This is a genomic window from Arsenophonus apicola, from assembly GCF_020268605.1.
In the GTDB taxonomy this organism is placed as follows: domain Bacteria; phylum Pseudomonadota; class Gammaproteobacteria; order Enterobacterales; family Enterobacteriaceae; genus Arsenophonus; species Arsenophonus apicola.
In genome coordinates this window covers 2,989,700-3,002,346 of the sequence record NZ_CP084222.1, presented here as the reverse complement: position 1 = coordinate 3,002,346, position 12,647 = coordinate 2,989,700, and the positions used below count along the sequence as shown (strand labels likewise).

General features: G+C 36.3%; 10 protein-coding genes and 1 pseudogene. 7 read left to right on the top strand and 4 right to left on the bottom strand.

Going from position 1 to position 12,647, the window contains the following annotated elements; genetic code table 11:
- Positions 1-105 precede the first annotated feature (105 nt).
- From LDL57_RS14215 to LDL57_RS14195, 5 genes and pseudogenes are all read left to right on the top strand, one after another.
- Positions 106-834, top strand: a complete 729-nt coding sequence (locus LDL57_RS14215; protein ID WP_225506236.1) for a fimbrial biogenesis chaperone — start codon at positions 106-108, stop codon at positions 832-834.
- A gap of 61 nt (positions 835-895) precedes the next feature.
- Positions 896-3,139 (top strand): annotated as a pseudogene (locus tag LDL57_RS14210) (fimbria/pilus outer membrane usher protein); the annotation flags it as partial.
- The gene (locus tag LDL57_RS14205) at positions 3,122-3,478 is read left to right on the top strand and encodes a FimD/PapC C-terminal domain-containing protein (protein ID WP_310740191.1); all 357 of its coding nucleotides are present in this window, start codon (positions 3,122-3,124) and stop codon (positions 3,476-3,478) included. The pseudogene LDL57_RS14210 and the gene LDL57_RS14205, both read left to right, overlap by 18 nt.
- A gap of 20 nt (positions 3,479-3,498) precedes the next feature.
- Positions 3,499-4,836 carry a fimbrial protein gene (locus LDL57_RS14200; RefSeq protein WP_225506233.1) on the top strand — a complete coding sequence of 446 codons (1,338 nt, stop codon included), beginning with the start codon at positions 3,499-3,501 and terminating at the stop codon, positions 4,834-4,836.
- Positions 4,833-5,567, top strand: coding sequence for a fimbrial biogenesis chaperone (locus LDL57_RS14195; protein ID WP_180559355.1), 735 nt, complete (start codon positions 4,833-4,835; stop codon positions 5,565-5,567). The genes LDL57_RS14200 and LDL57_RS14195 overlap by 4 nt, the downstream gene beginning before the upstream one ends.
- 92 nt (positions 5,568-5,659) lie before the next feature.
- Here LDL57_RS14195 and mqo read toward each other — a convergent pair whose 3' ends face one another.
- Complete coding sequence (gene mqo / locus LDL57_RS14190) at positions 5,660-7,294, bottom strand: malate dehydrogenase (quinone) (protein ID WP_225506230.1); 1,635 nt, start codon at positions 7,292-7,294, stop codon at positions 5,660-5,662.
- 441 nt (positions 7,295-7,735) lie between these two features.
- On the opposite strand from mqo, the gene dcuC reads away from it, so the two are divergent.
- A complete protein-coding gene (gene dcuC / locus LDL57_RS14185; protein WP_225506211.1) occupies positions 7,736-9,097 on the top strand; it encodes an anaerobic C4-dicarboxylate transporter DcuC in 1,362 nt (453 codons plus the stop codon).
- Between the two features lie 179 nt (positions 9,098-9,276).
- Positions 9,277-10,068 carry a sulfite exporter TauE/SafE family protein gene (locus LDL57_RS14180; RefSeq protein WP_180559358.1) on the top strand — a complete coding sequence of 264 codons (792 nt, stop codon included), beginning with the start codon at positions 9,277-9,279 and terminating at the stop codon, positions 10,066-10,068.
- On the opposite strand, the gene LDL57_RS14175 is transcribed toward LDL57_RS14180, so the two are convergent.
- The 3 genes from LDL57_RS14175 to LDL57_RS14165 all read right to left on the bottom strand — a co-directional run bounded on the left by LDL57_RS14175 (position 10,065) and on the right by LDL57_RS14165 (position 12,620).
- A complete protein-coding gene (locus LDL57_RS14175) occupies positions 10,065-11,069 on the bottom strand; it encodes a nickel/cobalt transporter (protein WP_225506209.1) in 1,005 nt (334 codons plus the stop codon). The genes LDL57_RS14180 and LDL57_RS14175 overlap by 4 nt on opposite strands.
- The gene (locus LDL57_RS14170) at positions 11,060-11,725 is read right to left on the bottom strand and encodes a DUF1007 family protein (protein WP_180559359.1); all 666 of its coding nucleotides are present in this window, start codon (positions 11,723-11,725) and stop codon (positions 11,060-11,062) included. The genes LDL57_RS14175 and LDL57_RS14170 overlap by 10 nt, the downstream gene beginning before the upstream one ends.
- A gap of 517 nt (positions 11,726-12,242) precedes the next feature.
- Entirely contained in the window at positions 12,243-12,620 is a 378-nt protein-coding gene (locus LDL57_RS14165) for an SgcJ/EcaC family oxidoreductase (RefSeq protein ID WP_441293613.1), read from the bottom strand.
- Between the last annotated feature and the right edge of the window lie 27 nt (positions 12,621-12,647).

The window sequence follows — 12,647 nt, the reverse complement described above, 5'->3', positions numbered from 1 at the left end:
GCAATAATTGATTTTAGAGAAATTATTAATTACTAAATATTTATTAAATATAATTTTGTTACAGATATTTATTGACTATAAAGTAATGATTATTTGGATTTTAAAATGAGTAATATATTAACTTCATTTATTGCTATTATCACATTGTTTTTTACTAGTTTAATGTCTTATGGCCATGCTAGTGTGGTAATGACAGGAACACGTATTATTTATTATGAAGGAATGAAAGATAAAACGATACAATTATCTAATAATGATAATCATCCGAATGTTATTCAAGTTTGGTTGGAGAATAGTAATAAGAATTCAAGCAAAGAAATGACAGAGATGCCTTTTATTGTTAATCCGCAAATTTTTCGGATAGAAGCTAAATCAGGACAAATAATACGATTAATGTCTGTAGATGATAAACTTCCTAAAGATAGGGAGTCCCTTTTCTATTTTAATTTTAGTCAGGTTCCAGCTTTTAATGAGCAACAGCATCAGGCTAATAAATTAGTATTATTATTTAATACACGAATAAAAATTTTTTATCGGCCTAAAAACTTGTCAGATGATATAAATCAACTGGCGGATAAACTGATATTTAAACAGAGTAATGAGCAAATAGTTGTTGAAAACCCTACTGGGTATTATGCCGTTGTTCATTCTGCGACATTAATTGCTAATGGCCAGTCATTTAAATTAGCGGATTCTATTATGTTATCACCTAAATCAACGACACGTTGGAAATTACCGCGGGCTATTAACCGTAACGCAAAAAATATTATACGCCTTACTCTATTGAACGATTATGGTGTTGATGTTGTTACTGAATTACCTTTATTTGCTTAATAATAACCAAAGATAAATATATTTTATTTTGCTATTTTTATTTGTTAGTAGGAAATTAAGTATGTACTGCCCTATTGGATTACTAATGATTTATAAGTCTATGTTAATAGGGCGAATGGTATTTTGTCATTTCCGGCCGACAAAATATGTATTATTATTAACTTTTGTTCCTACTTTAGTCTATTCAACAAATGAGACTTATACTTTTGATCCAACTTTATTTCGTGGTGGGGTAGTAAGCCCGACAATGTTAGCTCAATTTAATCAGGCTAATTCAATTATTCCTGGTAAATATAAAGTTGACATTTATATTAATAATCATTTTTTTCAATCTAAAGAAATAACTTTTGTTAAAAATAAAAATCACACAGTTGGCCCATGTTTTAATTTAGCGACGATCAAGCAAGCTGGGATAATAGTAAAATTAACGGATAAAAAATCCGCTCAAAGTTGTATTTTTTTGCCGGAATATATTGCTGGTAGCCAGGTCAAATTAACTTTATCAGATTTACGACTGGACTTAACCATTCCTGACGATGGATTACAGAATATTCCAAGAGGTTATATTGATCCTAATTTATTAGATGCGGGTAATTCTATTTTTTTTCTTAACTATATTGGAAATTATTATCATATTAATAATGATAACAATGTTAAAGATCAAGATATTGCTTACCTCTCTTTAAATGGTGGTATGAATTTTGGTATATGGCAATATCGGCAACAATCCAATTACACATATTCGCGCCAGTCGGGCGCTAAATGGAGTAACATCCGTAGTTATTTGCAACGTCCTTTTCCCGCTATCGCAGGGATGCTGTCATTAGGTCAATTGGTTACCCAAGGAAAATTCTTTTCTGGTTTGAATTTTAATGGGCTAGCCCTTGCCAGTGATGAGCGGACTTTACCTGATTCCTTGCGTGGTTATGCGCCGGTTGTACAAGGAGTCGCTAATACAACGGCAACCGTTACTATTAAACAAAATGGTAATCAAATTTACCAAAAGACAGTTTCACCGGGTGCTTTCTCGATTACCGATCTCTACCCTACCAGTTATAACGGTGATCTTGATGTGGAAATTAGCGAGGCAGACGGTTCAGTCCGGCGTTTTAGTGTGCCATTTTAAGCGGTGCCTGAATCTCTACGTCCCGGTAGTTATCGCTATAATTTTTCTGTTGGCCGAACACGTAATATTGGCCAAGATTCGGTTTTTGCTGATGCTATTTATCAGTATGGCTTGAGTAATAGTTTCTCTGTTAGTTCAGGTTTGCGGGTTGCTGACAAATATCAGGCCATTATGTTAGGGGGTGTCTATGGTAGTCGATTTGGAGCCCTAGGGTTTAATACCACTTATTCTAATTCAGTTGTTCCTATCGATAATCAATCAGCTGATGGTTCTATACGCCTTCAGGGTTGGATGGCTAATCTGTCTTATAGCCGCACTTTTAATATAACTAATACTACAATTTCATTGGCTGGTTATCGTTATTCGACAGACGGTTATCGCGAACTTTCAGATGTTTTAGGCATCCGTGAAGCCGTTACTCGTGGCACAGCATGGAGTTCTTCAACTTATAGACAACTTAATCGGCTTGAACTGACCTTAAGTCAGCAATTAAATGAATTTGGTAATCTATTTCTTTCAGGCTCAATCCAAAATTATCGTGATAACCGTCCGCGCGATAGTCAGTTGCAATTAGGCTACAATAAAGCGTTTGATAATGGTTTAACAATGAATGTTGTTGTTGCTAGACAGCAGTTGGCCGAATCAAGTGGACATCTAGGCAAAGAAGAGACCTCCACCTCCGTTTCTTTCTCTTTTCCATTGGGTAGTCAATATTCTAGTTATACGCCGACAGTAAGTAGTAGTTATACCCATGGTGGAAATATTGGTGATCAATATCAGGTAATGTTGTCAGGAACGGCGAATGAACAACAAAACATAAATTATAGTGTTGGCGCCAGTTATGTAAGGCAGTATGACCAATCAACCGTTAATGGTAGCTTACAGAAACGTTTTTCTAATACTAATTTGAGTATTAATGCATCTAAGGGCAAAAACTATTGGCAGGCGGGCGCTAATGCTCAGGGCGCTTTAGCGCTTCATAGTGGTGGGATTACGTTTGGCCCTTATTTAGGAGACACCTTTGCTTTAGTTGAAGCTAAAGGCGCATCTGGTGCGGCTGTATTGAATGCACAAGGAACAGTAATTGATGACAATGGCTATGCATTAGTCCCATCTATAACGCCATATCGTTATAATAAGATTATTATCGATCCACAAGGAATGGCGGAAAATTTTGAATTAAATGAGAATGAAAAACAAGTGGCTTCTTATGCTGGCGCCGCGGTTAAAGTCATGTTTAAAACCCGTGCAGGTTATGCCTTATTGATTAAAGCACAGCTAACCGATCATTCTCTTTTACCGATTGGTACGGAAGTTTTTGACCAAGAAAATAATGTGATTGGTATGGTTGGTCAAAATAATCAAGTATATGTCAGAACGGAACAAGCTTCAGGTACGCTACTGTTAAAATGGGGAGAGGCGGCCTCTGAACGTTGTTATCTAGATTACTCGAGTACGGGTCATGTATTAGCTAAACAGCCTATAACGAAATTAACGGCTATGTGCGTGCAACGTTAACCCGCAAGTGGAGAGAGATAATGAAATATACTTCATATTGGTTAAGTACGTATTTATTAATCATAACCCTTTTTACTTTATCGTTCACTGTGAGCGCAAATTGTAGAATAACAGGTGTTTCTCAGACTGAGGATAATCGTTCAGCCCAGATGCTATTTGGTCGCGTTAATCTAACGGATACTTATTTTCAGCCAGTTGGTTCTTTAATGGCTTCTATTGTTGTTCCACCAACCGCTTATACTTTTGGTGGCGCGAATGCCTCTTCGGTATTATGGATCTGTGATGAGGCTGATCTGCCTCAGCTTTATTTTCTGGTAGCAACCAATGGTGATGATAGAGTCGGTGGATTTCATGAAACGGGTCTTATTGATGGATTGCCTGGTGTATATGCATCTTGGCTTGCTTACGTTGGTATAAAACAAACCATGGCTGGTGTTGTGGTGCAACGTAGTTGGAAAAGGGTTCCGCTTACAACTTATTTACTGGTTGAAGGAAGCCAACCAGGAAAAGGTAAAATACATATTCGATTACAAGATATCCCGCCAATGCAAGTGGAACTCTATCGTGTTAGTACAATTCCACCCAATAATGCGGCTTCAAATTATTTTGGTGGGTTAGGTAAAGGCGGATTAGGTTATGCCAGTGCAACAGGTACAAATTATCAATGTACTCAGCCTAATGCTTATATTCAATTTGTTGGACCGGGAATTATACATGACAATGAAGGCGAAGATTCCGCCTATAATTTTCGTTTTTGGGGAGTAGATAATGGTTTTGGCTATGGTTTGCGTCAGTCTATTACACTGAGTAACAATGCTACTTGTGTGGCTAGAAATGCGACACCATTAGTGCTTTTTCCAACTATTTCTAGCCAAGAGTTATTGGCAGGTGGTACCAGAGAAGCTGATATCTCTGTCCAAATCGAATGTAGTGATAATGTAAACTCAGGTACCAGCGGCGGGCAAACAGCAATTGGTATTCAGGTTTCACCAGGTGCTTATCGCGCCGCACAAGGTTTAAATTTAATTAATTCTCAAGGTGGTGTAATGGCTCTAGTTTCAGATAATTATGGCGTTGATCCTACATTAGCAACCGGGGTTGGTATTACATTACGTAGTAGCGTTACTCAACAACCGATGGTATTTGTCGCTCAACCCGGTATTACTGGTATGGGGCCAAGTGGAGAAAGTGCCGGTTGGTATCCTGTGCTTAGAGATGCTAAAAATTTGGGGCCTTCAATTTCTGGTTATACACATTACTTACACTCATACACAGCAGTATTGCAGCAATTGCCAGGTCAAGTTATTAAACCAGGAAAAATACATGCTACGGCATATGTATTGGTAAAAGTACAATGAAGCGATTAACCGTTGTTGTCGCATACTTATCACTATTCTGGTTGATAACAGCTAAAGCCGGGATCATGGCTAATATGACCCGAGTTATTTACCATCAGGGTGATAAAGAACGTTCGGTATTGTTAGCTAATACTAATAGTTATCCGGTTATTGTCCAAAACTGGGTTGATCACGGTGAAGCCGATCCACAAGCAGAAACACCTTTTGTGGTGCTTGCTTCGGTTTTTCATCTAGCAGCGCAAAAGATCCAAGCTATTAGGATTATTTATAATGGTGATCCTTTACCAGATGATAGAGAGTCAGTTTTTTGGTTAAATTTGTATGAAATACCACCTAATTTGCTTGATCAAGCGTTAAAGCAGGAAAATCCTAAAGTAAGCTTGGCAATGAATACCCAATTAAAATTGTTTTATCGCCCGACAAAACTAGCTGATTTTCCTGCAAAGTTAGCAGATAAAATCACCTTTAAACTGCTACAAAAGGGCCAAGAATGGGTATTGGTCTGCAAAAATCCATTACCTTTTCATATTTCTTTCTCACAAATCTTTTTTGAGAGTCCGCATAAGCGCTATTGGATTAAACAACAGATGGATATGATGATCCCGCCATTCTCAGAGCGTATATATCCATTTGAACAACCCATTTCTCAGCAGGCTGGACGGATAGTTTTTTCATATCTGAATGACGCAGGTTTTTCTGTTCGAGAAGTAACCACTTTTCAAACACCCTAGTTTGCTTGCCTATATTAATAATTAAAAGCTATCAGTCTGATCTGTATATGGGCAATAAGTTTTTATTTAACAAAAGAGCACCTAGTATTTGCTTACTGTTGTTTGGGTATCATCGGCTGATTAGTTTGTTCCTGTTGCGGAACAATATAATTAAGGCCTAATATTTCACTGGTGTATCGGCGGATGTGATTAAGTAATGTTGGATTTTGTTCTAAATGTTGGCCATAGGATGGAATGATTTCATGTAATTTGGCATTCCACTGATTTTTGACTTTATCGGGAAATGCTCTTTCTAATAAATTTAACATAATATAAGGGGAGGTTGATGCGCCAGGTGAAGCACCAAGCAAACCAAAGACGGTCTTATCATTCGAGATAAAAGTTTCAGTACCAAACTGTAATGTAACGGGTTTGTTTTTGGCATTCTTTATGATTTGCACTCGTTGCCCAGCGATAACTAATTTCCAATCTTCTTTTTTGGCGTTAGGATAATATTCTAACAAAGACTGATAACGTTCTTCATCATTTAACATTAATTGACTGACTAAATATCTCACTAAATCTAAGTGTTTGATGCCAATAGCAATGATGGAAATTATATTACTGTCATTAGTAGCAGCAAAAAGATCGAGTTGGCTACCATATTTGAGAAATTTATTTGAGTGAGTAGCAAAAGGGCCAAATAGCACATATTTTTTACCCTCTAAATAGCGGGTATCAATATGAGGAACTGACATAGGGGGAGCGCCAAGTGCTGGTTTTCCATAAACTTTTGCGGTATGCCTATCGACCACCTCAGGATTATCGGTAACCAGAAATTCACCACCGACCGGAAATCCGGCATACTGTTTTGCTTCTTCTAACCCTGTGTATTGTAATAATTTTATCGTTGCACCACCTGCACCAATAAAGACTAAACGCGTTTTTATGTGACTCTCTTCGCCGGTTGTGAGATTCTTAAAACCGATACTCCAAGTGCCATCATCATTACGGCTAATTGCGTTCACTTCGGTTCTGGTCTGTAATTTGAAGTTGGGATGTTTAAGCAGATTGGCAACTAACTGACGGGTTATTTCACCATAGTTTACATCAGCGCCAATATCCATACGCGTTGCTGCAACAGGTTGTTTTTCATCTCTCCCTTCCATAATTAGTGGTGCCCACGATTTAATTTCGTCCGCAGAGGTAGAATATTTCATGCCATAAAACATAGGATTTTTGATCATGGCTGCATAGCGTTTTGCTAAGAAATTAACGTCATCTTTTCCCCAGACAAAGGCAATGTGTGGAACAGGATTTATAAAAGTTTGGGATTGATGAAGAACGCGATGTTTTAATTGGTAAGCCCAGAATTGTTTAGAAATTTCAAATTGATTGGCAATTTCTGTTGCTTGAGTGATATCGATTTGCCCATTTTTTTCTGGCGTATAGTTCATTTCCATAAAGCCTGAATGACCGGTCCCAGCATTATTCCAGCCATTAGACGTGTCACCTGCAATACTATCTAGTCGCTCATACATGCGGATTTGCCAATCTGGTTGCAATTCGGCTAAGTATGTTGCTAGTGTGGCACTCATGATACCAGCACCAATAAGTACAATATTAACAGTAGGTTCATTGGTTGAAGTTTTGATCGGGTATGAAGCTGTTGGTCTAAATAAATAAATTAAAAAAATAATTATTAATAGACAAATAATTACAGCTGTATATTTTAATGATCTCTTCATATGAAAATGTACCTTAATTATCGATGATCACATCAAACATAAAAATTAATTATGGTATTCTGTTGCATACTGCGCAATAATTATATATTTAATGATGTAATCTATTGTTTATTATGAAGTATTTTTATATTTTTGATTGTTAAATAGTAGTTAAAGTTTAATTTTTTATAAAAAATACTTATAATTAGGTATAAATAAAGTCCTTTTAGTGTTCTAAAAATAGATAAATAAAGATAAAAAAATTGATAATAATGCTTAAATGCAAGCTTTTTATGCTGATAAAATAGGAGAAGTTTGGGGTAATACTGTTATTAATCAAACTTTAATCGGTAAATTGTTTTTTCATCGTTACTTTATTATTAAAATAAATAATATTCATAATGATTAAATAAATTTTTATTACTATTTTTGACGGCCTTGGGGTAGATACAGAGGAGTAAAATGATGGAACTCTTAATGGGTGTATTAGTTACGATTGGAATAGGTCGTTATATTATTAAAGGCTATTCAGCTACCGGTGTTTTAATGATTGGCGGCATATTGCTGCTTATTATCAGCGCTATTATGGGTAAAAATATATTACCTAATGATGTGCCAGTGACGGGTTGGAAAACCACCGATATTTTAGAATATATCAAATACCTACTGATGAGCCGTGGTGGTGATTTAGGCATGATGATTATGATCTTATGTGGTTTTGCTGCCTATATGACCCATATTGGGGCTAATGATGTTGTGGTCATAATAGCTTCTAAGCCATTACAAATGATCAATTCACCTTATGCACTCATGGTTGCGGCATATATTGTCGCTTGCTTAATGTCATTAGCAGTGTCTTCTGCAGCAGGACTGGGTGTCTTATTGATGGCAACCCTATTTCCGATTATGGTTAATGTCGGAATTAGTCGTGGCGCTGCAGCAGCAATTTGCGCCTCACCAGCTGCAATAATTTTGGCTCCTACATCAGGTGATGTTGTATTAGCAGCAAAAGCATCAGGCATGCCACTAATTGATTTTGCTTTTAAAACCACGTTGCCTATTTCGATTATTGCTATTATTGCTATGGCCATTAGCCACTTTTTTTGGCAACGCTACCTTGATAAACGTGAACAGGTAAAAACAGAAAAACTTGATGTTAATGAAATAAAGACCAAAGCACCTGACTATTATGCTATTTTACCTTTTACGCCCATTATTGGGGTATTAATTTTTGATGGTAAATGGGCACCTCAATTACATATTATTACTATTATCGTTGGCTGCATTATTCTAACGAGCTTAATTGAATTTGTGCGCTATTTTAGGGTAAAAACGGTATTTGATGGGTTAGATGTTTGTTATCGTGGTATGGCTGATGCATTTGTCTCAGTTGTTGTACTGCTGGTGGCTGCCGGCGTATTTGCCCAAGGGTTAAGTACTATCGGATTTATTACCTCGTTAATTAATTTATCACAATCTTTTGGGTCTGGCGCTATTGTAATGATGATTGTGTTGGTGGTGATTACTATGTTGGCGGCAATGACAACGGGTTCCGGTAATGCACCATTTTACTCTTTTGTTGAATTGATCCCACGGTTAGCCGCACAAATGGGAATTAATCCGACTTACCTAGTTATCCCTATGTTACAGGCCTCTAATCTTGGTCGAACAATGTCTCCGGTGTCAGGTGTGGTGGTTGCTGTGTCAGGAATGGCGAAAATTTCACCTTTTGAAGTGGTTAAACGTACGTCTATTCCAGTTTTAGTTGGATTATTGGTTGTTATTATTGCAACTGAAGTTTTAGTTCCAGTTCATCCTGTATAAATTTTCCCAGTTATATCAAATCCGGATCCATGTTTGTAACCGTGTTCCGGCTTTGATTATTGAGTGTGTTAGCCATATTTTAATCTCATGATTTGGAATTGATTTTTATCATTAACTTTCACATGTCGTGACGAACTGATTGATAGCTAATGTAAATTCTCCATGCAAGGTAATTAATCATGTTTTTGGTAGCAGAATTGATAATTGGCGCAATTTTGGGATTAATTATTAGCTTAACCGGCGTTGGTGGGGGAGTTATTGTATTACCGATTTTAACTTATTTTTTTGGTATGGATGCCTTGTCTGCAGTTGCAACCGCCAATTTTCTTTCTATGCTAATGAAAATCTCATCTTCTTATATGCATTTTCGTTTAGGCAATGTTCCGATTAAAAGTGCTGTGGCTGTGTTAGTTATTATGTTACCAGCCACAGTATTGACAAGTTTTTTAGTAACTTATTTTAGTCAATGGCAAGGTTATCAACAGCAAGTTGAATTAGCCATTAATATCCTTATTGTAGTCGCGATTATTTATTCCCTTTTTCTCTTTATTTATCGTATATTTTTTTCATTTTCGTTAAATCAGTTGGAAAAAAATAACACTATTAACGTAAGATCTTTACTGTTGCCTGCTATCGCTGCTGGGGTAGTGCTTGGTGCGACTGGAGTAGGAGGTGGTGTTGTTGTATTGCCACTATTATTACGTTATTTAAAATTATCAATTAAACAAGCGATTGGCACCGCGATTTTTGTCACCACTATTTTATCAGGTTCATCAGCAATAGCCTATATGCGCGATGGGCATACTCATATTGTTCTTGCTTTTATCCTATGTGTAGGGTCATTGATTACTATGCCGCTGGCCAAATATTTAATGTTGCATTTATCTGATCGTGTTTTGCAGTATCTAACGCTATTATTTATTTTATCAAGTGCCATTATGATGAGTATAAAATTATGGTACTACTTTTAACGGCCAAAAATATAAGAACCCATTGTTTTTGGAATTTCAACACTTTGATACATAAGTAATCCCACAATGGTTAACACTATGCCGCCTATTAACATCATTCCTAAAGTCCAGTAAGGGCTGATTTTAAATCCTTGCCATTTTGAATAGCGAATTGCTAGATGACGGGCGCTATGGACCAGTGATGCAATTCCGCTAATAGTTATTGCGGTTCCTAAGGCCATCATTAGAGCGGCAATAATTCCCCAAAAATAAACACCGATTACATAGGAAAAAAGTAGAACAATTAATGCGCCAGAGCAAGGACGTGCCCCCATTGCAGCAATAACAGCAAGTTGAGTTCGCCAATTGCCTTGTAATTCTTCATCAGACAATACATGTTTGTGACCACAATTACAGTCATGAGAATGTTGAGGTTGGGTGGGCGAATGAATTTTAGTAAATTGATAGGGAGCATACCGAGATTTTTTAAATATTTTTCTCAGTCGAGAAATCGCTTTTAGAAATAATAATAGACCAAGAAAAAAAACCAAGCCGTAGCTTAATTTTTCTAACCAAAAGCTACTTAGATGTAAGTGTCGGCTAGATAGCTGGAATAATCCGAGGACAATCGATGTTAAAAGAATAGCAATAGCTCCCTGTAATAAGGATGCTAATAACGTAAGGGTAAGACTTTTTTTTAGTCGTGAAGAATGGGTGGCAATATAAGTGGTAATAATGATTTTTCCGTGCCCGGGTCCCAAAGCATGTAATAAACCATATAAAAAGCTAAAACCAACCAGTAATAAGCCTGCTTCAGTTGGCGAGTTTGCCACGCGCATCAGAAGAGAAGAAAGATGTTGATTAAGTTCTCGCTGCCCAGTGATCGCTAGTTGTAATCCAAGATGCCAATATTTGTACAGATAAAATGACAATACGATAAAAATGAAACTAAATAATCCGATTAATATAGCGTATTTCTTATTAAATAGATTGATTGCAGGCTTATTGGGCATTATTGACATATTATGTTTACCTTTTGCGCAAATTGTTGGCCGAGACTAAGGTCTTCTTGTGGAGTTTCTCCTTTATCAAGAGAAAGGGCGTAGTTAATCATCGATGCGCTGGGCTTAGGTGTTATCAGTTGAATTTTGCATTGAGATAAGGTATCAGTTAGCGATGAAATTTGCTTTTTGCTGCGATAAGTCATATCAACATAATAACTCGGATCATAAGTCATTACGGTTAATGTCTTACCTGTTATAGGTTCTGGTTTAGCTAATTCTAACGTAAAAGAGAGCACGGCTTGGTTGCCTTTGCGCGATAGGTGATACTCTTTAGGGTAAAAGCGAAATTTTATTAACTTATTCTTATCATATAGAGAGGTAAAATAGTGTTGCTTAATAACATTAGCCATGACTTCTGCACTTAATTGCTTCCACACTTCATCACTTTCTTTTGCCTGTTGTGCATCATAAAGTAAATCAGCTGATGTCATGGGATCCATAACCCAAGTCATTTTCATCGCAATAAGGTGACCATCTTTTATTTGTAATTGGTTTTGCATATCAATAAAACTGTGGGGATGAGCAAAAACCGTTATTGAATAGCATAATGCTAAAGCTGCTAGCAAACGTTGTAGAAAAATTTTCACTATGGTTACTAATTTGTAATAACACATTTGAGCCATCGAATAGGATATTTTGATTAACTGAAAATAGCATATTTTATGCTGTCAATTTTCTTTGCTAATTAAATGTTACTTTGCTATTTAATTGGTTAAAAGGTTTATTACTTATATTTACTTAAATTTTTTTGCGCAATAGTGGATTATATTCCTTTAATAATAAATATATTGTTGTTTAAAACATCTCTTTCTATCCTAACTAGATTAATCAATCGCTTTATTCGATCGATATTTGTGCATCAATAGTTTTTGCTAATCATAAATGTTTATATCGAACGTTTTAAACGATTGGAAGTCATTTAAATGATTAGGTTAAAAATAGAGAACAAGGAAGTTTAATAATACAGGGATGTATTTATAAAATGAGAGTCAGCCTACAGCATGGACAAGGTGAAGTAATGGAAAAAATAGTGTTGATCTTTTGAGGCTATTTTAAATTTAAATTGGTGACTATCTAATCAGTCACCTTTGAATAGCGTTACTTAAAGTGGTTAGCTAATTAAAAAAATTTTTACTTATTTGCTGGTACTTCCGATGAATGATGGGTTGATATCTTCCACTCTTTACCATCCCAGACGTAGGTAAATGTATAACGAGCAGAAACAGTGGATTTATCTTTAAAAGTAAAAGTATAAGTACCGATATCGATTGCTTTATTACAACCAATACGAATAGTTCGGTTATCAATTTTTCCTACTGGTTTTTTGGCTAAAAAGTGTTTGAAATAGTCGACACGTTCAGCATCCGTTAAACGAACCTGACTTGATATAGTTGGTAATAATACTGCATCTGCGAGGTAGTTCGCCGAAACTTTTTTTGCATCGCCACTTTTTAATGAATCATTCCAACGATTGAATAAACTAGCAATTTGTTGTTGATCTACCTTTATACATTTGGGCGCCGTATCTAGAGCGAA